The organism is Bradyrhizobium sp. USDA 4516 (genome assembly GCF_054055915.1).
In genome coordinates this window covers 1,734,266-1,757,580 of record NZ_JBSRXT010000001.1, presented here as the reverse complement: position 1 = coordinate 1,757,580, position 23,315 = coordinate 1,734,266, and the positions used below count along the sequence as shown (strand labels likewise).

Genomic DNA, 23,315 nt, shown 5'->3' with positions numbered 1-23,315 from the left:
GCGGACAGCAAGCGATCGATCGTGTCAGCCCTGATCGATCGAGCGTCGGAGCGCGGATCATGTCCGAGACACAGGTGCCCAACCGGTTCTCGATTTTCCATCATGGGCTGGCCAAAGGGCCGGCCTATGAGGCTTGGCGCGAAGGGATTTGCCGCGGCTTCTGCCGGCTCGACGTCGGACCGACCGACGACAACCGCATCGACTGCCACAACGAGTTTACGCTGCTGCATACGGTCGCCATCGCGACGCCGCGCGGCGGCTCGGCCCGCTTCGCCCGCACCCGCGCGCTTCTGAATGACGGCTGCGACGACCTCGTCCTGATCTCTGCGACGCGCGGCACGGTGCAGGTCACGCAGGCAGGCAAGGCGATCGAGCTTCAGCGCGGCCAGATGTGCCTCACCGAAATGAATATCGTCGGCACCGCCGACCTCACCCGGTCGGGCAGCTTTACGACGACGCGGTTTCCGCGGCGCCTGCTGCTCCAGGTCGCACCATTGGTGGAAACGCAGCTGGCGCGGGTACTCGGGCGCGAGCCGGCCCTGGGCGCGATGATCGAGCGCTATTCCGTGCTCTGCACCGAGCTTGCCGGCGATCTGGACGTGCCCGGCCAGCGGGCGGCGGCGCACCATCTCGCCGACCTGGCGGGTCTCGTTCTCGGCAGCAGCGCCGAGACAAAGCAGCTGTCGGCACGCGACGGCGTGGCGAAGGCGCGGCTCGATCTGATGAAGGCCGATGTTCTCAAAAATCTCGACAACGGTAAGCTCACGATCGAAGCCATAGCAAAGGCGAATGCGCTGAGCACCCGCCAGGCGCAGCGCCTGTTCGCGTCCGCAGGAACGACATTCTCGGAGTTCGTCCTCGAGCAGCGCCTGCTGCGGGCGCGCCGGCTACTGCTGCACGAAGAGGGCGCCGGCCGCAAGGTCAGCGACATCGCCTATACGGTCGGCTTCAACGACCTCTCTTATTTCCATCGCGCGTTCCGCCGGAAGTTCGGCATAGCACCGGCGGAGATGCAGATGGAACTGGGGCGGCGGCATTGAACGCCTCCTGCCGCGGCGCTAGATCAGCAGACCAGCTTCATCGCAACGAGGGCGCTGCCAATGCCTCTGTGGACCTGCGAACAATGCGGCGCGCAATTTCCTGAGACCGCTGCGCCGCCGCCGGCTTGCCCGATCTGCGAGGACGAGCGGCAATATGTGAACTGGAAGGGGCAGGCGTGGCTGACGCGCGAGGAGCTCGCAGAGCGGCACAAACTGGTCTGTCGCGACGATCTTGGCCTCGTCGGGATCGCGCTCGAGCCGTCCTTTGCGATCGGGCAGCGCGCGCTGCTGGTGCCGGACCGCGGCGGCTGCGTGATGTGGGACTGCGTGCCGCTGGCAACCGCCGAGGCGATCGCCCATGTCAGATCGCTCGGCGGGCTGAAGGCGATTGCGATCTCGCATCCGCATTATTATGGCGCGGTCGCCGACTGGAGCGCGGCGTTCGACAATGCCCCGGTCTATCTGCACGGCGACGATGCACAATGGGTGACGCGGCCTTATCCGTCGATCGTGCCGTGGCAGGGGGACAGCCATCGCATCTCCGACGACATCCTGCTGGTGCGCGGCGGCGGGCATTTCGCCGGCGCCACCATGCTGCATTGGCGCAATGGCGCCGACGGGCGCGGCGCGCTTCTGACCGGGGATATCGCGATGGTGGCGATGGACCGCCGCTCGGTCAGCTTCATGTATTCCTACCCGAACTATATCCCGCTCAATGCATCGGCGGTCCGCCGCGTCGCGCGGGTGGTCGAGCCGCTGGCCTATGATCGGATCTACGGCGCCTGGTGGGGCAAGAACATCGCCTCCGACGCCAGGGCGGCGTTCGACCGCTCGGTGCAGCGCTATATTGCGGCGATCGCGGACTGACGGTTCCGGCCGCTTTTGGCAACCTTGCCACGCGGCGCGATCGCGCTATATCAGGGCTTTCCCGCCCCTTACCGATTGTCCGAGTTTCCGCATGACCACAACTGCCGCTGCCGAATCCCAGCCATTCCAGGCCGAGGTTGCCGAATTGCTGCACCTGATGGTGCATTCGGTCTATTCCGAGACCGATATCTTCCTGCGCGAGTTGATCTCGAACGCGTCGGATGCCTGCGACAAGCTGCGCTACGAGGCGATCGCCAATCCGTCCCTGATCACGGACGGCACGCCGCCGGAGATCAGGATCGTCCCGAACAAGGCGGCCAACACGCTTGCCGTGGTTGATACCGGCATCGGCATGGAGCGCCAGGAGCTGATCGACAATCTCGGCACCATCGCGCGCTCCGGCACCAGATCGTTCCTGTCGAAGCTCACCGAGGCCAAGGACGGCGCCAACCTGATCGGCCAGTTCGGCGTCGGCTTCTATGCCGCCTTCATGGTCGCCGAAAAGATCGTCGTCACCAGCCGCCGCGCCGGCTCGGACGAGGTGTGGGTGTGGACGTCGGAAGGCGGCAGCGGCTTCGAGATCGCACCGGGGGGCGAAGAGGCCGCCCAGCGTGTCGCGCGCGGCACCGAGATCGTGCTGCATCTGAAGAAGGACGCCGCCAAGTATCTCGAGGCCTACGAGATCGAGCGCATCGTCCGCGAATATTCCGACAACATCCAGTTTCCGATCCTGCTGGTGCCGGAAGAGGGCGAGCCGCGCCAGATCAACTCGGCGAGCGCGCTGTGGCAGCGCTCGAAATCCGAGCTCAAGCCGGAGGATTACGCCCAGGCCTACAAGCAGATCGCCGGCGCGTTCGACGAGCCGGCGATGACGCTGCATTACCGTGCCGAGGGCCGGCAGTCCTACGCCGTGCTGCTGTTCGCGCCGTCGCAAAAGCCGTTCGACCTGTTCCAGGTCGAGCGCAAGGGTAAGGTCAAGCTCTACGTCCGCCGCGTCTTCATCGCCGACGATGCCGAGCTGCTGCCGGCTTACTTGCGCTTCATCCGGGGTGTGATCGACAGTGAGGACCTGCCGCTCAACATCTCGCGCGAGATGCTGCAGAACAATCCGCAGCTCGCGCAGATCCGCAAGGCCGTCACCGGCCGCGTGATCGGCGAGTTGGAGACGCTCGGCGAGAAGGAGCCGGAGACCTTCGCAAAGATCTGGAACGCGTTCGGCCCGGTGATCAAGGAAGGCCTGTGGGAGGATTTCGAGCGCCGCGACAAGCTGCTGGCACTGGCGCGCTTCACCACGACGTCGGGCGAGAACCGCTCGCTGAAGCAGGTTGTCGACGACTTCAAGCCGAACCAGACCGAGATCTATTATCTGGTCGGCGACAGCGTCGAGCGGCTGAAGTCGAACCCGAAGCTGGAATCGGCGCGCGCCCGCGGCATCGAGGTGCTGCTCCTGACCGATCCGGTCGATGCGTTCTGGACCTCGGCGCCGCTCGATTTCGGCGGCAAGCCGCTGAAGTCGCTGAGTCAGGGCGATGTCGATTTCGGCCTGATCCCGCTTGCCGATGACAAGGACGACAAGAAGGACGAACCCGCGGCCGACGCGGCGACCACGATCGCCGTGATCAAGGACGCGCTCGGCGAGCGCGTCTCCGACGTCCGCGCCTCGCAGCGGCTGACCGCGAGCGCGTCGTGCCTCGTCGCCGGCGGCGATGCGCGCGACCGCGCGCTGGAGCGGCTGCTCGCCCAGCAGAACCGCGGCGCGATCACAAAGCCGGTGCTCGAGATCAATTTGCGCCACCCGCTGGTCGCAGCGCTCGCGACCGATACCGCGCAGGCGAAGGACCTGTCGCTGCTGCTGTTCGAACAGGCGCAGATCCTCGACGGCGAGATGCCCGACGACCCCGCCGCGTTCGCTGGCCGCATGAACCAGCTTGTGCTGCGCGGATTGGGGAAGTAGAGCGCGAACTCTGAACCCGTCATCCTGAGCCCGTAGCCCGGATGGAGCGAAGCGCAATCCGGGACAGGTCCATCCGTGGATAGCGCGGCCCCGGATTTCGCTGCGCTCCATCCGGGCTACGCATTCCTAAAACTGGCAGGCTGACTGCGCCGCCCAGGCGCTTGACAGGCCGCGGTCCATTGATGTTATGTTATAACATAACATCAAACGAATGCCCCATGTCCCGCCGCCGCCGATCCCTCCAGCAACTGTTTGATCTCGATGCAAAAACTCCCCGTCACCATCTTGTCCGGCTTCCTCGGGGTTGGAAAGACCACTTTGCTGAACCACGTCCTGAACAACCGCCGCGGCCTGAAGGTTGCGGTGATTGTGAACGACATGAGCGAGGTGAACATCGACGCCGACCTGGTTCGCGATGGCGGTGCGAACCTGTCCCGGACTGACGAAAAACTGGTCGAGATGAGCAATGGCTGCATCTGCTGCACCCTGCGCGACGATCTGCTGAAGGAGGTACGCACGCTCGCCGAGAGCGGCCGCTTCGATTATCTCCTGATCGAATCGACCGGCATTTCCGAGCCGCTGCCGGTCGCCGCGACCTTCGAGTTTCGCGATGAAGATGGCCAAAGCCTCTCCGACATCGCGCGGCTCGACACCATGGTCACGGTGGTCGACGCCGCCAATCTCCTGAAGGACTACGCCTCGACCGATTTCCTCAGCCAGCGCGGCGAAGCGCTCGACGGCGACAAGCGCACGCTGGTCGATCTGCTGGTCGAGCAGATCGAGTTCGCCGATGTCGTGGTGCTGAACAAGATCGATGCCGCGACGCCTGCGCAGCGCGAGGCCGCCCGTACCATCGTGCGTGCGCTCAATCCCGAGGCCGACCTCGTCGAAGCGAATTTTGCGCAAGTCCCGTTCGACCGCGTGCTCGACACCGGCCGCTTTGCCTATGAGCGCGCGCAGCAGCATCCGCTCTGGCACAAGGAACTCTATGGCTTCGCCGAGCACGTGCCGGAGACCGAGGCGTACGGTATCAAAAGCTTCGTCTACCGCGCGCGGCGCCCGTTCGACCCGGTGCGCTTCCACGGCTTCCTGCGCGAGAGCTGGCAAGGCGTGATCCGCGCCAAGGGCCATTTCTGGATCGCGACGCGCCCGGATTGGTGCGGCGAGCTGAGCCAGGCCGGCGCCATCGTGCGGACCGAAGGGCTCGGTTCGTGGTGGGCCGCGATCCCGCGCGTGCGCTGGCCGGATGATCCGGACTGGCGGCTGATGATGCAGCGGAGCTGGAACGATCTCTACGGCGATCGCCGGCAGGAGCTGGTCTTCATCGGCTCCGGCATGAACGAGGACTACATCCGCCGCAGGCTCGATGCCTGCCTCGTCACCGGCAGACCGGGCATGGACCCGCAAGCCTGGGCCGGGCTGCGCGATCCGTTTCCGCCGTGGAGCAGGACAGGCGAGGCGGCGTGAGACAGTCACCGTAGATGGGGTAACGGGCCGGCCGCCCGCTCGCTACGGCGCAATTTGGAAGCGCGCTCGCGAGCGGCCTGTTGGTTGGAAGGCGGTCGTCCCTCAAACTGATGGTGTTCAACGGAGTCGGGCAAGCCCGCTCCAAGCATCATTAAGGGACGACCATGTACCACTATGCAGGAATTGACGTGTCTTTGGAATGCTCGAGCGTTTGCCTTGTCGATGGGACAGGCAAGATTTTGCGCGAGACGAAGGTTGCGAGCGAGCCGGCGGCGCTGATCGCCTGGTTCCGGTCGCTGGGTCTGGTACTGGAACGGATCGGGCTGGAGGCAGGCCCCTTGTCGCAATGGCTGTATGCGGGTCTGCGAGACGCAGGGCTTGCGGTCGAGCTGCTGGAAACGCGGCACGTTCGCGAAGCCTTCAAGTCGATGCCGGTGAAGACGGACCGCAACGATGCCCGCCGGATCGCGCAGTTGATGCGGCTCGGCTGGTTCCGGCCGGTGCACTGCAAGTCGGTCGCGGCGCAGGAGACCCGCGCCATCCTGACGGCGCGCAAGCTGCTGCAATCCAAGCTTCGCGATGTCGAGAACAGCCTGCGCGGCATACTTCGCGGTTTTGGCCTGAAGGTCGGTGCGACCACCGAGCGCACGTTCGCCGGGCGCATCCGCGAGCTCGTGACCGGCCATCCCGGACTGGAGTTGGTCGCGGCGGCGCTGCTCCAAGCCCATGCGGTGCTGCTGCGGGAGTTCAAGAGCCTGGACAAGCACACCCAGAAGCTCGCCAGGACGCATCCATCCGCCAAGCTCCTGATGACAACGCCGTCCGTTGGTCCGATCGTGGCGCTCACCTATGCCGCGGCGATCGACGACCCGAAGCGCTTCCGCTCCTCGAAGGCCACGGGAGCCCACTTTGGGCTCACCCCGAAGAAGTACCAGTCCGGTGAGACCGACTACACCGGCCGCATCAGCAAGATCGGGGATGCCTCCGTGCGCGAGGCGCTCTACCAGGCAGCTCACGTCATGCTGACCAAGCCGGTCAAGAATTGCTCGGCATTGAAGAGCTGGGCGATGCGGATCGCCCGGCGCGCAGGCATGCGCAAGGCCAAGGTAGCGCTGGCTCGCAAGCTCGCCGTGATCCTGCATCGCATGCTCGCCGACACCAAACCGTTCAACCCGATGACCAAGGCCATCTAGCCAGGAGCAGCAATCGGTTCCGGGCGGGCCACGACACCAGGCTCTCCCCGAGCGAAGTCCCTCCGCTGGGACGATGGATCCGGTCAGGCCGCCATCCGGGAAGTGGCTCACGACCACGCAATCCGTAGATTGGCCGGCCGGCTCCTCAATGCACCCCATCAGGCGACGGCCTTCGCGCCGATCCCGTACAGAAGCAAGTGCCCGGCGAGTGGATGACGCGAAAAGGGATTGACTAACCAAGGCCCGTTACAGAAGCCCGGATGGAGCGAAGCGCAATCCGGGGTCTCCCGCCGCTTGAGAGGTCCCCGGATTTCGCTGCGCTCCATCCGGGCTACGCTTCTAAAACCGGTCCCAACCCGCGCCGTATCTGCTAGAGAATCCCGCATCAGGGCGGAAACGGCGCGGCGTTGCGATGGCTGGCGGCAGCGATATCTTCTACGGCGGCATTCCGGTGTTTCGCGGCTTCGCGCGGCTGATGGACCCCGCGCTGTATGCGCCGTTGCCGGATGACTGGACGGTCGGCGTCGCCGATATCGTGGAATCGACCAAGGCGATCGCGGCGCAGCGCTACAAGGCGGTCAACATGGCCGGCGCCGCGGTGGTCGCCGCCGTCACCAATGCGCTGGAGGGCCGCGAATTCCCCTTCGTGTTCGGCGGCGACGGTGCGAGTTTTGCGGTCGCGCCCGCCGATCTCGACAAGGCGCGCGAAGCCCTGGCCGCGACCGCGCGCTGGGTGCACGACGACCTCGATTTGGTGCTGCGGGTGGCGCTGGTGCCGATGGCGGCGATCCGCGCCGCGGGCGCCGATGTCCGCGTCGCGCGCTTCGGGCCGTCGGCCAATCTGTCCTATGCGATGTTCTCAGGCGGCGGTCTTGCTTACGCCGATGCCGCGATGAAGCGCGCCGAGTTCGCGGTCGATCCGGCGCCTCAGGGCACGCAACCCGATTTGTCCGGCCTGTCCTGCCGCTTCGAGGTGATGCCGTCCGCGCGCGGCGTCATTCTGTCGGTGCTGGTGCTGCCGGCGAAGAACGCCGATCCCGCGTCCTTCCGCAAGGTGATCGAGGATATCGTCGTCCGCGTCGAGAAAAGTCCCGATGCCGGACGGCCGGTGCCCGCCAGCGGTCCGCCGCTGCACTGGCCGCCGCAGGGAATGGAGTACGAGGCGCGCGCACGGCGCCGCGGCCCGCTCGCGCTGCGTCGCGCCGTGGTGCTCACATTCACGCTGTGGGCCTATACGCTGATGCGGTTCAACATCCCAGTCGGCAAGTTCGCGCCGAAACGTTATCTGCAGCAGGTCGTCGAGAATTCAGACTTTCGCAAGTTCGACGACGGCCTGCGCATGATCCTGGATTGCACGCCGGAGCTCGCTTCCGACATCGAGCAGCGCCTCGCCGCCGCCGCGGCGCAGGGCATCGTGCGTTATGGCCTGCACGAGCAGGAAGCCGCGATGATGACCTGCTTCACCCCGTCGGTGATGCGCGCCGACCACGTTCACTTCATTGACGGCGCCCGCGGCGGCTACGCGTCGGCCGCGACGGTGCTGAAGGCGCGCGCGGTGTAGCAATTTTTCTAACCTCTCCCCGCTCTTTTGCGGGGAGAGGTCGGAAGCCACGCCTCGCGTGGCTTCCGGGTGAGGGGCAGGGCAATGCGTGGCCGCAAGGAGATATTCATCCGACTCGCGAGATCGACGGTGAGCTGACTAGAATTCAGATATGGCTACGCGGATAGAGCCCCTCACCCCAACCCTCTCCCCGCAAGAGCGGGGCGAGGGAGCACGGTCCCGTCGCGGTTGCCGCTCGGCTCAGAATTACCGCCCCACCCGCGTCCAGGTCTCGCCGCCGCACAGCGCGCCGACGCAGCCTTCGACGCGTAGCGTGCTCTCGCCGGTCACCGAGATGCTGCTCGCATAGGTGCCGCCGTCGTCGGCGTTGTAGATCTGGCCCGACCATTTGCCCGCGGCGACCGGATGCATGCCGGAAAACAGCGGCAGCCCGATGATCGGCCGGCTGGACAGCGACGGATTCGGATTCTTGTTGTCTACCTGGGGCTTGCCGGTCATCGGATCGATCGGGTCGCGCAGGCTCACCACCACGCCGCAGATGCCGCCGCCGCATTTGCTGATCTTGACGCGGGCATCGCCGGCCTGGGTCTGCCAGACGCCGACCGGCTCAGGCGCGCCTTGCGCATGCGCGGCGGGCACGGCAAGCGCCGTCGCAATGATTGCGATCATGAATTCGAATCTGCAGGCCATGGCTTATTCCCCCAGAGCATGACCCGGAAAAGTGCGAAGCGGCTTTCCGAAAAGATCATGATCAAACAACAAGCTAAAGCGCGATGACGATTCGACTCAATCTGATCGCGCTTTAGAGGTCGGCCTGCATAACAAGTCGAAGAATTTCTGCAATGTCATATTCGCGCGATCAGGTGAGCGCGGTCCCGAAAAAATCTGGTGCCTGTTTCCGGAGCAGTCATGCTCAGGCAACGCTCCGGTGCGAGGGCGCTGTGTCGTATTTATCCCCAGCGGGTCAGCCGGATCGAAATGATGCTGGCAAGGCCGAATGCCACCATTGCACCGCCGACCAGCGCAAACAGCGTCCACGCCGGGGCGCTCACGGTAGCGAGCCACCAGCCGCCGATGCCGACCAGCAGCAGGCGGATGGTGCCGGCCAGCACCGGTCCGCCGACCTTGGCCGCGCCCTGCGAGGAGAAATAGAGACAGACGCCGACGCCGAAGAAGCCGAAGCCCGGGCCGGCCAGCGCGAAATAGGACGAAGCCGCGGCGGTCACGCCGGGATCGGTGGTGAACAGCGCAATCCACAGCGTCGGCTTGAGCGCGACCACAAGTCCGACGAAGCCAACGACAAGTCCGGCGACGGTGCCGGCGGTCCACGCCACCTTGCGGGCGCGCGTCACGAGTCCCGCGCCGATCGCCATGCCGACCATCGGCACCGAGGCGACGCCGATCGCGAACGCGATCGGGATCAGCAAGAATTCCAGCCGCGAGCCCATGCCGTAACCGGCCAGCGTTTCGGTGCCGAAGCTGGCCAGGATCTTGGTGAAGATCAGGATGGTCAGCACGCTCTGCAGCGGCGACAGGCAGGAGATCGCGCCGACCTTGAGAATGTCGAGGAACATCGCGCGCTGGAAGCTGAAGGCGGCGAAGTCGAGTTTCAACCGGCTGCGGCCAGAGGCGAGATACCAGGCGAGGAAGATCGCACCACACGTGAAGGCCGTGAGCTGTCCGGCGGCGACGCCGCGCATGCCGAGACCGGGCATGCCGAACAACCCGAGACCCAGCACGCCGCCGACCGCGATCTGGATCATCGAGACCGTGATCAGCGTCATCGAGGGAATTCGCATATCGCCGGTGCCGCGCACCACGGAGGCGAGCGTGTTGACCAGCCAGATCGAGATCGCGCCGGAGAACAGCACCTGCGAGTAATGCATCGACTGCTCGAGCACGCCGCCATGTCCGCCGAGCAGCGCATAGAATTTGCGGCCGAAGCCCAGCATCATCACGGTGAAGAACAGTCCGGCGCATCCGCCGATGATCGCCGCATGCAGCGCCAGATCGGCGGCGCGGTCGCGGTTGCCGGCGCCGAGCGCGCGGCTGATCGCCGACGAGACGCCGCCGCCCATCGCGCCGGCCGACATCATCTGCGTCAGCATCGCGAACGGAAACACCAGCGCAATGCCGGCCAGCGGCTCGGTGCCGAGCCGGCCGATGTAAGAGGTCTCGGCCACCGCGACCAGCGTCGAGCCGAACATGGCGATGGTGTTCGGGATCGCAAGGCGAAGCAGCGTCGGCAGGATCGGCGCGGTCAGCAGGTCATTGACCGGCGTGGCGGGCGCGGCCGGCTGCACGTCGTCGATCGAGGCATCAATGGTCATGCGTCACGGCTCACTTCGCAAGCGGGAGAGGGGCGCACTGCAATCCAACGCCAGTGAACCGGGCTCGCAATCAATAAATGATGATCGACATGTTACGAGGTTGCACCGTTGATCGCCACCGCCGCCGATGCAGGGGTCACCACGGCAGGCCGCATAGGTCGATCTTGCCCTGGCGCGGCGCGCGGACGATGTCGTTGACGAACGGCGCCATCGCCTCGAAGCGGATCTGCCCGGAAGGCTGCTCGCAATAAACTTCGCCGCTGAAGGGATGCCAGCCGCGCGCCTGGTAGAACGCGAAATTGTGCGGCTCGCAGAATAAGATTGCAAATTTCACCGCGTCGTTGGCACGAATGGTGTGCACGGCGGCATCCAACGCGAGTGACGCATAGCCGCGCCGCCGGCAGTCCGCGCGGGTCGAGACTCCGCCGATGCCGCCGACATGCACCTTGTGGCCATTCCAGGTGATGGTCCGGAAATAGATACCGACATGGCAGGCCAGCCCGCTGTCGTCGGGCGCATCGAGCAGTACGCGCAAATCCGCGTGGGCCCATTTGATGTCCGCCCAGACCGACTTCTCGGCGGCATCCGGGCTCCAGACCGCCTGGAGCAGCGGCTTGGCGCGCTTCCACGATGCATCTCCGTTGAGAATGTCGATTTCGATGCTCATCGTCTGGGTCCTTGGTCTTGGTTCGGGCTGTGCCGATCTGTCATGGGCGATCCGAAAATGCGGTGTTTCTCCGCCATGGAACCTTCTATAAGGGGGGCCCGTTAAGTGTAGTCTCCCACCCTCTGTTGGACATTACCCCATGACCTTCACGCTACCCGATCTGCCCTACGCCCACGACGCCCTTGCTCCCTACATGTCCAAGGAAACGCTGGAGTTTCACCACGACAAGCATCACCAAGCCTACGTCACCAACGGCAACAACGCGATCAAGGGGACCGAATTCGAAGGCAAGTCCCTCGAGGAGATCGTGAAGGGTTCGTTCGGCAAGAACGCGGCCGTCTTCAACAATGCCGGTCAGCACTACAACCACATCCATTTCTGGAAGTGGATGAAGCCGAATGGCGGCGGCAGCAAGCTGCCCGGCCGGCTCGAGAAGAAAATCAACGAGGACCTCGGCGGCTTCGACAAGTTCAAGGCCGACTTCGCCGCTGCCGGCGCCGGTCAGTTCGGCTCCGGCTGGGCCTGGCTGCAGGTCAAGGGCGGCAAGCTCGAGGTCGCCAAGACTCCGAACGGCGAGAACCCGCTGGTCCACGGCGCGGTGCCGATCCTCGGCGTCGACGTCTGGGAGCACTCCTACTACATCGACTACCGCAACCGCCGTCCGGACTATCTGAAGGCGTTCGTCGAAAACCTCGTCAACTGGGACTACGTCGACGAGCTGTTCGGCAAGGCCGGCTAAGCGCGGCTTCGACCGTCGCATATTTCTTCACCCTCCCCTGAAAGGGGAGGGTCGTTTCGCATGCAGCGAAGCGAAATGCGAAACGGGGAGGGGTCATCTCTCAGCACGAGCAGTCTCTCAATGGAGAGACTGTGACCCCGCCCCGCCGCTCATTTCATTCGCATCGACCCTCCCCTTTCAGGGGTGGGTGATTTGAGTGTGCGGCAAGATGCGCCCTCACTCGACACACACCAGCGGGGGCATTGGTGGGTAACGCGGCAAGCTATCTCCTCGTCTTCTTCGGCGGCGGTCTCGGTGCCACGTTGCGCCAGCTGATCAACGTCACCTGCGCGCGCTGCATCGGCACCGCGTTTCCCTACGGCACCTTCATCATCAACATCACGGGCTCGACCGTGATGGGCCTGATCGCCGGCTATCTCGCCTTCAAGGGCGACGCCTCGCAGCCCTGGCGGCTATTTTTGATGACCGGCATCCTCGGCGGCTACACCACCTTCTCCGCCTTCTCGCTCGACACCGCGCTGCTCTACGAGCGCGGCGAGCTCGGCCTTGCGGTGTTGTATGTCGCGGGCTCGGTCGCTCTCTCGATCGCCGGCCTGTTCGCCGGGCTCGCGATCATCAGGCATTTGACGTGAGATGCACTCGGCACCGCCGTCTCTGGAATACTGGATCACCCGCATGCGGGTGATGACACCGCGTGGTGTGGCAACTTGAATCGAGAACCATCCTTCCCGTCGTCCCGGCGAAGGCCGGGATCCATTACCCCCAAGTCTCAAATGTTGCGCGCGCTGGGCCGCGATCCCGTTCATCACTGAGTGCGGTGGTTATGGATCCCGGCCTTCGCCGGGACGACGTGGGAAGGGGTCTCGTCACCTTCCATCCCGCGGGAACTGTTCATCTGTGGAATCCGCCAACCTCCCCGGCCGGCGGCATTTCCCGCCTCCAAATTTCCCTTTGGTAACCTCGCCTTAACCATGATTAGCGTTTGGTTAGGGTCGGAATGACGCGTGAAAAGCCCTCGTTTTGACATGTTGGCAGGGGAAGCAGGGCCCGGCTTTGGACGGGCCCCCCATGCGACAGATGTAAGAGGCTCTCGCGCAGTTTTGCCGCGCCGGGCGCGCGGCCGTGGAAGGGGTGCCGATTGGCGGCCCGCCGAATTGGGACACTTGCGTTGAGAGGATATTGCCGATGAATCCCGCCGACGTGGCTCAGTCAACTCTGCCACTGGCATCGAGCGACGTGTCGCTGATCGCGCTGTTCTGGCAGGCCCATTGGGTCGTCAAATGCGTGATGTTGGGACTTCTGTCCTGCTCGGTGTGGGTCTGGGCGATCGCAATCGACAAGATCCTGCTCTACGCCCGCACCAAGCGGGCCATGGACAAGTTCGAGCAGGCCTTCTGGTCCGGCCAGTCGATCGAGGAACTCTACCGCGCCCTCTCTGCCAAGCCGACCCAGTCGATGGCGGCCTGTTTCGTCGCGGCGATGCGGGAGTGGAAGCGCTCCTTCGAGAGCCAGTCGCGGTCCTTTGCCGGCCTGCAGGCGCGGATCGAGAAGGTCATGAACGTCTCGATCGCCCGGGAGGTGGAGCGGCTGGAACGCCGGCTGCTGGTGCTCGCCACCGTGGGCTCGGCAGGCCCCTTTGTCGGCCTGTTCGGCACCGTCTGGGGCATCATGTCGAGCTTCCAGTCGATCGCGGCCTCCAAAAACACCTCTTTGGCGGTGGTGGCGCCCGGTATCGCGGAAGCGCTGTTTGCCACCGCGATCGGCCTGATTGCCGCAATTCCGGCGACTATTTTCTACAATAAGTTCACTTCGGAGGTGAACCGGCAGGCCGCGCGCCTGGAGGGCTTCGCCGACGAGTTCTCCGCCATCCTGTCCCGTCAGATCGACGAGCGGGGTTGAGTTAGATGATGGTCACTTTTGCGGGTGTGCGATCATGGCGATGAGCATGGCAGGGTCCGGCGGTGGCAGACGCCGCCGCGGCGGGCGCAAGCCGGTCATGGCCGAGATCAACGTCACGCCGATGGTCGACGTGATGCTGGTGCTGCTGATCATCTTCATGGTCGCGGCGCCGCTGATGACGTCGAACATCGACATCGACCTGCCGGTGGCGAGCGGCGGCAAGTCGATCTCGTCGAACCAGCCGCCGCTGACATTGTCGGTCAAGCGCACCGGCGGCGGCTGCAACTCGAATGTCGAGCTCTATCTGGGTGACGCGCCGGTCACGGCCGCCGATTTTCCGGCCAAGATCAAGGCGATCGGTGACGCCCGGTCGGATGCCGAAAAAGTGGTCTATCTGCGTGGCGACAAGGACGTCTGTTACACGGATATGATGAAACTGCTCGGGGAGGTCCGGGCCGCGGGATTCAAGGCGAATATCGTCATCATCCCGGAAGGCGGATAACCACCATGCCAAGGCACGGGGAAGCCTGATTTGAAGGTCAAGGTCGACAAGACTCTGGCGGCATCGATTGTCCTGCACGTCCTCGTGATCGGGTGGGGCCTCGTGTCGTGGTCGACCAAGGCGTACGTGATGCCCGAAGAGGAATCGGTTGCCGTCGACGTGATCTCGCCCGACCAGCTCTCGCATGTCATGGCCGGTCAGAAGGACGGCAAGAAGGAAAATCCCAAGCCGCTGGTCGACAAGGTCGCTGAAGCGAAGCCGGTCGACGACACCGTCGGCAAGGTCGAGGAGAAAAAGCCCCCTGTCGTGACCGACACCGCGCCGCAGCCGGCGCCGAAGGTGGAGAAGCCGGAAGACAAGAAGCCGGATCCGCCGAAGAAGGTCGAGAACAAGCCGAAGGAAGAGCCGAAGCCAGTCGAGAAGAAACCCGATCCGGTGAAGCCCGACCCGATCGCGGAAGCGATCAAGAAGGAAGAGAAGAAGCCGCCGCCGAAGCCGGTCGCACAGGCCGCCAAGCCGCCGCCGGAGCAGAAGCCGAAGGATCGCGTGTTCGACCAGAGCAAGATCGCAGCCCTCCTCGACAAGCGTGACCCGACGCGGGCCGCGGCGACCGGCGATACGCTCAATGCCAATGCGGCGCTCGGCACCGCGAAGGGCAAGGCTGCCGACAACTCCGCGACCTGGGGCGCGATGTTCAAGCAGCAGGTCGAGCGCTGCTGGAAGAAGCCCTATGGTGGCATCGAGGCGCAGCAGACCGAGGCGGTGTTCTCGATCAAGCTGAAGCGTGACGGCTCGCTCGAGGGCATGCCGGTGCCGGAAGGCACGCCGGCGACGCCCTATCTGCGCGTCTATCAGGAGAGCGCGCTGCGGGCGATCATCGAATGCCAGCCGTACAATCTGCCGGCGGCCTTCTTCGACGAATGGAAGTATTTTGCGCCGGTGTTCACAGAGCGAAAGACCTGAGGGCGACGGCGTCGCTTGGCCAATAGCAAACAAAGTCTACGGACAATGACCGACCAGAATGATTTGCGTACAATGACGTTTCGCCTCGACCGCCGACAGATGATCTCCGGAATGGCTGCCCTTGGCGTGCTGGCCGGAAGCCGCAGCGCCTTTGCACAGAAGCGCGTCGTCATTCCGGAAGGCGACTTCGCGCCGCTGCCGATCGCGATCCCGAACTTCGCCGCCGGTACGCCCGGGGACACCGAGGTCGGTGTCGGCGTGACGCAGGTGATCACCAACAATCTGAAGCGCAGCGGCCTGTTTGCGCCGATCGATCAGGCGGCCTATCTCGAGAAGCAGATCAACATCGACGCGGCGCCGAACTTCAACAACTGGAAGAGCATCAACGCGCAGGCGCTGGTGACCGGCCGCATGACGCGCCAGGGCAACGGGCGCGTCAAGGCGGAGTTCCGGCTCTGGGACGTCAACACCGGCCAGCAGCTCGCCGGCCAGCAGTACGACACCTCGGCCGAATACTGGCGGCGCATTGCCCACATCATCTCCGACCAGATCTACGAGCGGCTGACCGGCGAGAAGGGTTATTTCGATACCCGCGTCGTGTTCGTCGACGAGAGCGGCTCGGCGGATCGCCGCGTCAAGCGGCTCGCGCTGATGGACCAGGACGGCGCCAATGTGCGCTACCTGACCCGCGGCTCGGATCTCGTGCTGACGCCGCGCTTCTCGCCGTCGACCCAGGAAATCACCTATATGGAATTCGGGCAGGGCGACCCGCGCGTCTATCTGCTCAACATCGAGACCGGCCAGCGCGAGATCGTCGGCAACTTCCCGGGCATGTCGTTCTCGCCGCGCTTCTCGCCCGACGGCCAGCGCGTCATCATGAGCCTGCAGCAGGGCGGCAACTCCAACCTGTTCGTGATGGATCTCCGCTCGAAGTCGATGACGCGGCTGACCGACACGCCGGCGATCGACACCTCGCCGTCCTACGCGCCCGACGGCACGCGGCTGTGCTTCGAGTCGGATCGCGGTGGCAAGCCGCAGATCTACGTGATGCCGGCAACCGGCGGCGGTGCACAGCGCATCTCGTTCGGCGACGGCACCTATTCGACGCCGGTTTGGTCGCCGCGCGGCGACTACATCGCCTTCACCAAGCAGGGCGGCGGGCAGTTCGCGATCGGCATCATGAAACCCGACGGTTCGGGCGAGCGCATCCTGACCTCGGGCTTCCACAATGAAGGCCCGACCTTTGCGCCGAACGGGCGCGTCGTGATGTTTTTCCGCGATCCCGGCGGCAACAGCGGCCCGTCGCTGTTCACCATCGACGTCTCCGGCCGCAACGAGCTGCGGGTACCGACCCCGGGCTTTGCCTCCGACCCGGCCTGGTCGCCGCTGTTGTCGTGAGCCGGGTGCAGAGCTGCTCCGGGAACCTCGGCGGCGGTCAGCACTTCTCACCTAGCGCACTGAATTTTATAGTGAATTCCGGTCGTCGCCTGGGCGCGGCAAGGACTTGCTAACGATGTTCGCTCAGAAAGACTTCACCTGCGATCAGTAAGAGTGCGAGCTGAAAAGGACGCGCGCTCTCACAATGCAGTTTGCAAGTCAGACGGGTGAACCGGACCGGTCGATGTCGCCGACGATTTCGGCGGCACTGGTCGATTCCCTGTTCATGAACCCAGCGCCCATGATTTTCGGCGCCTTCGGTCCCGCCATTGCGGGCGCCGTGATTGCGGCTGTCACGAGCAATCTGTTGTGCTGGCTGTGCGTGCCGCTGTTCATCGTGGTGGGGCTGGCGCGCGCGCTGCAGATGTACCGCTACAAGCAGCGCAATTCCCGGCTCACCGTCGAAGAGTCCGTGACCTGGGAGAAGCGTTACCGGATCGGCACCATCGCCTACGGCATCTCGCTCGGCATCTGGGGCGTCACCGTGCTGCTCACGACCAATGATGCCGCCGCGCACATGCTGTGCGTGACCACGGTGGTCGCCTACACCTCGGCGGGGGTAGGGCGGACCTTCGGCCGGCCGCAGATCTTCCACCTGCATCTGTTGATGTCGATCGGTCCCCTGATCCTGGCGCTGATGTATGTCGGCGGCCCCTATCACATCGCCCTTGCACTGCTCAGCCTGGTGTTCTTCAGCGCCATCCGGCATCTGACCTCCAGCCTGCAGCGCATCTACGTCAACGCCTGGATCGCCAAGGAGCGCGAGGCCGCGCTGGCGGGCCAGTTCGATACCGCGCTGAACAACATGCCGCACGGCCTGTGCATGTTCAGCGCCGACGGCCGCGTTGCGGTGATGAACCACCGCTTCATCGAGATGATGCAGCTGTCGGACGATTTCGTGCAGCGCGGCGCCAGCGCGACCGACATCTGCAACGCCTGTGTCCTGTCCGGCTCGATCTCGGCCGCGGCCGCACAGCAGATCCTCTACGAGATCGAGAGCTCGCAGCGCGGCGATATCGTCACCAGCGATCCCGACCCAACCAAGAACCGCTCGCTCGACTGGACTTTCCAGCCGATGGCCGGCGGCGGCACGGTGGTGCTGGTCGAGGACATCACCGAGCGCAAGGACGCCGAGGCCCGGATCAGCCACCTCGCGCGCTACGACGAGCTGACCGCGCTGCCCAACCGCGTCAATTTCCGCGACGAAATCGGCCGGCTGCTCGCCATGCAGCACGGCGACCATCGCTCCGCATTGCTGTTCGTCGACCTCGACCAGTTCAAGCAGGTCAACGATACGCTCGGTCATCCCTGCGGCGACCAGCTGCTCTGCGCGGTCGCCGAGCGGCTGCGCGAGATGCTGCGGCCGGAGGATTTCGTGGCGCGGTTCGGCGGCGACGAGTTCGTGGTGTTCCAGCAGAACATCCACTCGCACGAGGACGCTGCGGCGCTGGCTCGTCGCATCGTCGACCGCCTCAGCGAGCGCTACAAGATCGACAACCATTTGGTCGAGATCGGCGCCAGCGTCGGCATCGCGATGACCGCGCCCGGCGTCGGCGCCGACACGCTGCTGAAGAACGCCGACATGGCGCTCTACCGCGCCAAGGCCGACGGCCGCGGCACCTTCTGCTTCTTCCGCGACGAGATGGCGCAAACCGTCGAGGCCCGCCGCATCCTCGAGCTCGACCTGCGCAAGGCGCTCGCCAACGAGGAATTCGAGCTGTTCTACCAGCCGCTGATCAACCTGAAGTCCGGCAAGGTGAGCACCTGCGAGGCGCTGCTGCGCTGGAACCATCCGGCACGCGGCACGGTCTCTCCCGTCGACATCATCCCCGTTGCCGAGGACATGGGCCTGATCGTCGATCTCGGCCGCTGGATCCTGCGCAAGGCCTGCATGGAATGCATGAAGTGGCCCGAGGCGGTCAGCGTCGCGGTCAACTTCTCGCCGCAGCAGTTCCACCAGCGCGACGTGCTGAGCGAGGTTCGCTACGCACTCGAGGTCTCCGGCCTGCCGGCGCACCGGCTCGAGATCGAGATCACCGAATCCTCGCTGCTGCACAACACCGAGCTGACCCACGACTTGCTGTCCCAGCTGCGCTCGCTCGGCGTGCGGATCTCGCTGGACGATTTCGGCACCGGCTACTCGTCGCTCAGCTACCTGCACAATTTTCCGCTGCAGAAGGTCAAGATCGACCGCTCCTTCCTCGAGGGCATCGACAGCGACCGTCCGCTGACCCTGCTGCGGGGGGTGGCGCGACTGTCGGCGGATCTCGGCATGTCGGTCGTGGTCGAGGGCATCGAGACCAATGAGCAGCTCGAACTGATCAGCGCCGATGGCGCGGTGACCGAAGCACAGGGATACCTGTTCAGCCGGCCGGTTCCCTCCGTCCGCATCCGCCAGCTGCTCAATGCCTCGCACGGCCGGCGGACCGACGAGCAACTGCACGTGGTTCCCTCGCGCTCGATCGCTTGACCCGGCGCAATACCCTCAATCGATAGTTGTGAGAGCCTTCGGCTGCACCATTCGTAGTGTACCCTTGCGGCGAGAGGTTAACTGTATTGCCTCGATTGCTTTGACGGAAATTAAGAAGCTGTTAATCTTTTGGCCGCGCGTTGAAGTTGTTGCGTTGTTCAGGGAGTACCAAATGAGGTCCGCGGCCGAAGCCATCAAGCCCGCGACAGGAAGGCTTGCGGACCCTCTGGATCAAGTCGATTACCGCCTCGCTCAGACCCCGGAACAGAAAGACGAGATCTACCGGCTTCGCTATCGCGCCTATCTGCGCGAAGGCGCGATCCGGCCCTCGGCGGATGAGCGGGTTGTCGATCAGTTCGATGATGCGCCGAATGCCTGGGTGTTCGGTGTCTATCTGCAAGGCGAACTCTGCAGCTCGATCCGCATCACCGTGGTGACGCCGGAATGGCGTACCTCGCCGACGCTCGAGGTGTTCGGCGACGTGCTGCTGCCGAAGCTTGATCAGGGTCTGGTCTTCATCGACTCGACGCGCTTCGTCGCGGATCCCGAGAAGGCCCGGAACGTCCCGGAACTGCCCTATGTCACCGTGCGCCTCGGCTCGACCGCGGGCGTGCACTTCAACGCCGATTACGGCCTGGCGCCGGTCCGGCCCGAGCACATGGCGTTCTACCGGCGTGTGTTCCTGCACGAGACCTGGTCGGAGCCGCGGCTCTATCCCGGGCTGGTGAAGCCGGTCGGCTTGATGGCGTCGCATTTGCCGACGGTGCGGGAACGCGTGCTGGCCCGCTATCCCTTCCTGCGCTCCAGCGCCTTCGAGCGGCGCATGCTGTTCGACCGCGAAGGCCAGTTGCAGCCCGACGGCTTCGTGCAGCCGTTCGAGCGCGCTTCGATCGTGCCGAATCCCTGAGGGAATCGGCCATTCTCATCGAGTCAGTTTCGATCGACTGTTGCGCGCAGGCCAAATTGTCCTGCAAAAGCGGCCGGTTCCCGCGAACCTTGCCTTCCCTTCACCATCGCGCCACATTTGCCACCCATTAACCATCGGGGGCGCTTTTCGCCATTGCCTGGCATTTGATGGGGTTCAGCAAGGTCTCGTCAAGGTTGACGGAACGTTCGCTTAACCATCGCCCTGTAGACCGATTGGGTAGTACGAAGAGCGCGAGCGTGGAGGCTCCGGGAATGAATTATCTCCAGGGTATGAAGCTGGTTGCGGTTCTGGCGGTGGCGCTGTCGATGGGCGCCTGCGCCAACAAGAACCCGTTGGACGCCAATGGCGCGATTGGGGGCGCCGCGACCCCGGGCAGCCAGCAGGATTTCGTGGTCAATGTCGGCGACCGCGTGTTCTTTGAGAGCGATCAGACCGATCTCAGCCCGCAGGCGACGGCGACCCTCGACAAGCAGGCGCAGTGGCTGCAGACCTATAATCGTTACTCCTTCACCATCGAAGGTCATGCCGACGAGCGCGGCACGCGCGAATACAACATCGCGCTCGGTGCCCGGCGTGCCCAGTCGGTCCGCGCTTACCTCGCCTCGCGCGGCATCGATCCGAGCCGCATGCGCACCATTTCCTACGGCAAGGAGCGTCCGGTCGCGGTCTGTAACGACATCTCCTGCTGGTCGCAGAATCGTCGTGCCGTCACCGTGCTGAACGCCAGCTCCTGACGCGATCCGAGACAAGTGTTTTCAAACCGGCGCCTTCGGGCGCCGGTTTTGTTTTTGCCGCGTGAAGGCCCGGCCCGCCGTCATCAAGATGAACGAAGCTGCGCGCAATTGGCCGCTTGCTTGTTCCAGCGTCCGTACTAAACCGGTATCCCGCGACGCTGTCCCGGATTTGAAGTGCCAGTCACAATTCCGGCGTACTCCGTCTTTCAATGTCGCTCGCTTTTCACGTCGATCTCGTCGTCAGGGCAAAATGTCATCCAGGATTCATTTTCTTTCCTCCGCCGCGGCGATCGCGGCGTTGCTCGCCGTTTCCGCGCCAGTGTTTGCCCAATCCGACGATTCCGATGCTGAAATGCGGATCGAGCGGCTCGAGAACCAGCTGCGGCAGCTGACCGGCCAGAACGAGGAACTGCAATACCGTAACCGCCAGCTCGAGGAGCGGCTGCGGCAGCTTGGCGGGCAACCGCCAGGCCCAGCTGGACAGGCTCCGGCGGGCCAACCCGTTGCGGCGGCGCCACCGGCGCAGCAACCGCAGGCCTACCCGCAAGCGCAGCCGGGCTACGCCCAGCCCCGGCAAGGCTACGGCCAGCCGCAGCAAGGATATGGCAGGCCGCCGCAGGGCGGCTATGACCAGCAGCAGCAGATCGCGGCGCCTGCGCCGATCGCGCAGGAGCCGGCGCCGGCGGCTTCCGGCCGCCGCGGCCGCGGCGATGCCTTCGATCCGAACCAGAACCCGAATGCCCCAGGGGCGCCGCGCGCACTTGGCGGCGGCGGGATGCCGATGCCCGGTGAGGCGGCGGTTGGTGCGCCCGGCGGCCGTGGGGCAGGCGAGCCGCTCAATCTCGGCAACACCAGCCCGCAGCGTGCGCCCGGCGCGAGCGCAGCCCTGACCACGCTGCCGCCGTCGGCGACGTCGAAGGACGAGTTCGACCTCGGCATCGGCTATATGCAGCGCAAGGACTATGCGCTCGCCGAAGAGACGATGAAGAACTTCGGCCAGAAGTATCCGAACGATCCCCTGGTGGCGGACTCGCAATACTGGCTCGGCGAAAGCTATTTCCAGCGCCAGCAATATCGCGATGCTGCGGAGACCTTCCTCGGCGTGACCACCAAGTTCGACAAGTCCGCGAAGGCGCCCGACGCCCTGCTGCGGCTCGGCCAGTCGCTGGCGGCGCTGAAGGAGAAGGAAGCGGCCTGCGCCGCGTTCGGCGAGATCACGCGGAAGTACCCGCGCGCGTCCGGCGGGGTCAAGGCTGCGGTTGATCGCGAGCAGAAGCGCGTGAAGTGCTAAACCAGATGCGGGAAGGCCGCTTCCGGCCTCTCCGCCAGCAGCTGGTTTTGCGATGCCCGACGATCAATCCGCCATCCCGGCAAGGGACGCCAAGCGCCTGTTCGCAGGCCTTGCGGGCGCGCCGGCGCTCCTGCTTGCGGTGTCCGGCGGTCCCGATTCAGTCGCGCTGATGTGGCTCGCCGCGCGCTGGCGCCGCGCGCTCGCGCAGGGACCGCGGCTGGTGGCGGTCACGGTCGATCACGGCCTGCGTCCTGAAGCGGCTCGCGAGGCGCGCGACGTCAAGCGGCTGGCGCGAAGTCTCGAGCTGCCGCATCACACGATGCGTTGGACTGGACCAAAACCTGGAACCGGTGTGCCGGCGGCGGCGCGCGCGGCCCGCTATCGACTGCTCGCGCAGGCCGCACGCAAGCATGGTGCCACGCATATTTTGACCGCGCACACCCGTGACGATCAAGCCGAGACGCTGTTGATGCGGATGTTGCGCGGCAGCGGCGTTGCGGGCCTCTCGGCAATGGCGCGCGAGACCGAGCGCGACGGCGTCTTGCTGACACGGCCGCTGCTCGACATCTCCAAGGCCCAGCTGATCGCGACGCTGCAGAAGGCGCGCATCCGCTTTGCCGACGATCCGACCAACCGCGATCGATCCTTCACGCGTCCGCGGTTGCGCGCGCTGATGCCGATGCTCGCGGCGGAGGGCGGCGACGCGCGGAACCTGGCGCGGCTTGCCGCGCGGATCGCGCGCGCCAACGCCGCGCTGGAGGTGCTGGTCGACGGCGCCGAGCACTATCTTGCGTTGAAGAGCGAGGATAACTCCGGCGCGGGCTTCGATGCTGCACTGTTCGCAGTAATGCCCGAGGAAATCCGCGTCCGTCTGCTCAAGCGCGCCATCGACCGCGTCGGACATGAGGGCCCGGCCGAGCTCGGCAAGGTCGAAACCCTGGTCGCCGCGATGGACGAGGCCTTGGATGGGACTTTGGGAAAACGCGAATCCAGGCTGAAACAGACCCTTGCCGGAGCGGTCATCAGCATCGCCGCCGGCCGGATCAGGATCGGCCCGGCACCGCCCCGCCGGGGGCGCTCCCGCTGAGCCGGGTTCGATTGTTTCAATCGCTGTCATAATCGGGCAAAGAGGCTTAACCACCCCGGAAAAACACCGGATTCAGCGCCATTTTTTGACCGGGAATCGCGCTAGGATGCGGTAAATAGTCGTGCGTGGTTCCCTTGGCATCTACCCCAGCGGCACCTAAATTGTATGCCATCGACGGGATGGATT

20 protein-coding genes are annotated in these 23,315 nt (G+C 64.9%); 17 read left to right on the top strand and 3 right to left on the bottom strand.

Annotated elements, in window-relative coordinates:
• Positions 1-59: 59 nt before the first annotated feature.
• The 6 genes from ACVI1L_RS08325 to ACVI1L_RS08300 all read left to right on the top strand — a co-directional run bounded on the left by ACVI1L_RS08325 (position 60) and on the right by ACVI1L_RS08300 (position 8,082).
• Positions 60-1,040 carry an AraC family transcriptional regulator gene (locus ACVI1L_RS08325; protein ID WP_076828101.1) on the top strand — a complete coding sequence of 327 codons (981 nt, stop codon included), beginning with the start codon at positions 60-62 and terminating at the stop codon, positions 1,038-1,040.
• Between the two features lie 60 nt (positions 1,041-1,100).
• Positions 1,101-1,907: an MBL fold metallo-hydrolase gene (locus tag ACVI1L_RS08320; protein WP_456782663.1), complete on the top strand. Its 807-nt coding sequence runs from the start codon at positions 1,101-1,103 to the stop codon at positions 1,905-1,907.
• Between the two features lie 91 nt (positions 1,908-1,998).
• On the top strand, positions 1,999-3,861 hold the full coding sequence (htpG, locus tag ACVI1L_RS08315) for a molecular chaperone HtpG (RefSeq protein WP_316396076.1): 1,863 nt from the start codon (positions 1,999-2,001) through the stop codon (positions 3,859-3,861).
• 261 nt (positions 3,862-4,122) lie between these two features.
• Positions 4,123-5,328: a zinc metallochaperone GTPase ZigA gene (gene zigA / locus ACVI1L_RS08310; RefSeq protein ID WP_456782662.1), complete on the top strand. Its 1,206-nt coding sequence runs from the start codon at positions 4,123-4,125 to the stop codon at positions 5,326-5,328.
• Between the two features lie 164 nt (positions 5,329-5,492).
• Positions 5,493-6,521, top strand: coding sequence for an IS110 family RNA-guided transposase (locus ACVI1L_RS08305; RefSeq protein ID WP_057016162.1), 1,029 nt, complete (start codon positions 5,493-5,495; stop codon positions 6,519-6,521).
• Positions 6,522-6,933: 412 nt separating this feature from the next.
• The gene (locus ACVI1L_RS08300) at positions 6,934-8,082 is read left to right on the top strand and encodes a DUF3095 domain-containing protein (protein ID WP_456782661.1); all 1,149 of its coding nucleotides are present in this window, start codon (positions 6,934-6,936) and stop codon (positions 8,080-8,082) included.
• A gap of 246 nt (positions 8,083-8,328) precedes the next feature.
• Here ACVI1L_RS08300 and ACVI1L_RS08295 read toward each other — a convergent pair whose 3' ends face one another.
• The 3 genes from ACVI1L_RS08295 to ACVI1L_RS08285 form a co-directional block, all read right to left on the bottom strand.
• Positions 8,329-8,772: a DUF2147 domain-containing protein gene (locus tag ACVI1L_RS08295; RefSeq protein ID WP_057018115.1), complete on the bottom strand. Its 444-nt coding sequence runs from the start codon at positions 8,770-8,772 to the stop codon at positions 8,329-8,331.
• A 260-nt stretch (positions 8,773-9,032) separates the two neighbouring features.
• The gene (locus ACVI1L_RS08290; RefSeq protein ID WP_456782660.1) at positions 9,033-10,412 is read right to left on the bottom strand and encodes an MATE family efflux transporter; all 1,380 of its coding nucleotides are present in this window, start codon (positions 10,410-10,412) and stop codon (positions 9,033-9,035) included.
• A gap of 136 nt (positions 10,413-10,548) precedes the next feature.
• A complete protein-coding gene (locus ACVI1L_RS08285) occupies positions 10,549-11,079 on the bottom strand; it encodes a GNAT family N-acetyltransferase (RefSeq protein ID WP_456782659.1) in 531 nt (176 codons plus the stop codon).
• A gap of 139 nt (positions 11,080-11,218) precedes the next feature.
• On the opposite strand from ACVI1L_RS08285, the gene ACVI1L_RS08280 reads away from it, so the two are divergent.
• From ACVI1L_RS08280 to tilS, 11 genes are all read left to right on the top strand, one after another.
• The gene (locus tag ACVI1L_RS08280; RefSeq protein ID WP_016846956.1) at positions 11,219-11,818 is read left to right on the top strand and encodes a superoxide dismutase; all 600 of its coding nucleotides are present in this window, start codon (positions 11,219-11,221) and stop codon (positions 11,816-11,818) included.
• Positions 11,819-12,063: 245 nt separating this feature from the next.
• Positions 12,064-12,450, top strand: coding sequence for a fluoride efflux transporter CrcB (gene crcB / locus ACVI1L_RS08275; protein ID WP_057018130.1), 387 nt, complete (start codon positions 12,064-12,066; stop codon positions 12,448-12,450).
• Between the two features lie 553 nt (positions 12,451-13,003).
• Positions 13,004-13,717: a protein TolQ gene (tolQ, locus tag ACVI1L_RS08270; protein ID WP_016846954.1), complete on the top strand. Its 714-nt coding sequence runs from the start codon at positions 13,004-13,006 to the stop codon at positions 13,715-13,717.
• A 34-nt stretch (positions 13,718-13,751) separates the two neighbouring features.
• Positions 13,752-14,219, top strand: a complete 468-nt coding sequence (locus tag ACVI1L_RS08265; RefSeq protein ID WP_016846953.1) for a biopolymer transporter ExbD — start codon at positions 13,752-13,754, stop codon at positions 14,217-14,219.
• Between the two features lie 30 nt (positions 14,220-14,249).
• Positions 14,250-15,182, top strand: coding sequence for a cell envelope integrity protein TolA (locus ACVI1L_RS08260; RefSeq protein WP_057018118.1), 933 nt, complete (start codon positions 14,250-14,252; stop codon positions 15,180-15,182).
• 72 nt (positions 15,183-15,254) lie between these two features.
• Positions 15,255-16,580, top strand: a complete 1,326-nt coding sequence (tolB, locus tag ACVI1L_RS08255) for a Tol-Pal system beta propeller repeat protein TolB (RefSeq protein WP_028340643.1) — start codon at positions 15,255-15,257, stop codon at positions 16,578-16,580.
• A gap of 184 nt (positions 16,581-16,764) precedes the next feature.
• Positions 16,765-19,089, top strand: coding sequence for a putative bifunctional diguanylate cyclase/phosphodiesterase (locus tag ACVI1L_RS08250; protein ID WP_456782658.1), 2,325 nt, complete (start codon positions 16,765-16,767; stop codon positions 19,087-19,089).
• Positions 19,090-19,261: 172 nt separating this feature from the next.
• Entirely contained in the window at positions 19,262-19,996 is a 735-nt protein-coding gene (locus ACVI1L_RS08245) for an N-acyl amino acid synthase FeeM domain-containing protein (protein ID WP_057018120.1), read from the top strand.
• A 272-nt stretch (positions 19,997-20,268) separates the two neighbouring features.
• The gene (gene pal, locus ACVI1L_RS08240; RefSeq protein ID WP_016846948.1) at positions 20,269-20,751 is read left to right on the top strand and encodes a peptidoglycan-associated lipoprotein Pal; all 483 of its coding nucleotides are present in this window, start codon (positions 20,269-20,271) and stop codon (positions 20,749-20,751) included.
• Positions 20,752-21,001: 250 nt separating this feature from the next.
• A complete protein-coding gene (gene ybgF / locus ACVI1L_RS08235; RefSeq protein WP_456782657.1) occupies positions 21,002-22,042 on the top strand; it encodes a tol-pal system protein YbgF in 1,041 nt (346 codons plus the stop codon).
• A 52-nt stretch (positions 22,043-22,094) separates the two neighbouring features.
• Positions 22,095-23,129 (top strand): tRNA lysidine(34) synthetase TilS, encoded by a 1,035-nt coding sequence (gene tilS, locus ACVI1L_RS08230; protein ID WP_456782656.1) that lies wholly within the window; start codon positions 22,095-22,097, stop codon positions 23,127-23,129.
• Positions 23,130-23,315 lie beyond the last annotated feature (186 nt).

Coding starts and splice junctions, on each gene's coding strand:
- ACVI1L_RS08300 (WP_456782661.1), top strand. CDS start 6,934: ATGGCTGGCGGCAGCGATATCTTCTACGGCGGCATTCCGGTGTTTCGC.
- htpG (WP_316396076.1), top strand. CDS start 1,999: ATGACCACAACTGCCGCTGCCGAATCCCAGCCATTCCAGGCCGAGGTT.
- ACVI1L_RS08285 (WP_456782659.1), bottom strand. CDS start 11,079: ATGAGCATCGAAATCGACATTCTCAACGGAGATGCATCGTGGAAGCGC.
- tilS (WP_456782656.1), top strand. CDS start 22,095: ATGCCCGACGATCAATCCGCCATCCCGGCAAGGGACGCCAAGCGCCTG.
- ACVI1L_RS08265 (WP_016846953.1), top strand. CDS start 13,752: ATGGCGATGAGCATGGCAGGGTCCGGCGGTGGCAGACGCCGCCGCGGC.
- tolQ (WP_016846954.1), top strand. CDS start 13,004: ATGAATCCCGCCGACGTGGCTCAGTCAACTCTGCCACTGGCATCGAGC.
- ACVI1L_RS08325 (WP_076828101.1), top strand. CDS start 60: ATGTCCGAGACACAGGTGCCCAACCGGTTCTCGATTTTCCATCATGGG.
- ybgF (WP_456782657.1), top strand. CDS start 21,002: ATGTCATCCAGGATTCATTTTCTTTCCTCCGCCGCGGCGATCGCGGCG.
- ACVI1L_RS08250 (WP_456782658.1), top strand. CDS start 16,765: ATGCAGTTTGCAAGTCAGACGGGTGAACCGGACCGGTCGATGTCGCCG.
- zigA (WP_456782662.1), top strand. CDS start 4,123: ATGCAAAAACTCCCCGTCACCATCTTGTCCGGCTTCCTCGGGGTTGGA.
- pal (WP_016846948.1), top strand. CDS start 20,269: ATGAATTATCTCCAGGGTATGAAGCTGGTTGCGGTTCTGGCGGTGGCG.
- tolB (WP_028340643.1), top strand. CDS start 15,255: ATGACGTTTCGCCTCGACCGCCGACAGATGATCTCCGGAATGGCTGCC.
- ACVI1L_RS08290 (WP_456782660.1), bottom strand. CDS start 10,412: ATGACCATTGATGCCTCGATCGACGACGTGCAGCCGGCCGCGCCCGCC.
- ACVI1L_RS08280 (WP_016846956.1), top strand. CDS start 11,219: ATGACCTTCACGCTACCCGATCTGCCCTACGCCCACGACGCCCTTGCT.
- ACVI1L_RS08295 (WP_057018115.1), bottom strand. CDS start 8,772: ATGGCCTGCAGATTCGAATTCATGATCGCAATCATTGCGACGGCGCTT.
- ACVI1L_RS08320 (WP_456782663.1), top strand. CDS start 1,101: ATGCCTCTGTGGACCTGCGAACAATGCGGCGCGCAATTTCCTGAGACC.
- ACVI1L_RS08305 (WP_057016162.1), top strand. CDS start 5,493: ATGTACCACTATGCAGGAATTGACGTGTCTTTGGAATGCTCGAGCGTT.
- ACVI1L_RS08245 (WP_057018120.1), top strand. CDS start 19,262: ATGAGGTCCGCGGCCGAAGCCATCAAGCCCGCGACAGGAAGGCTTGCG.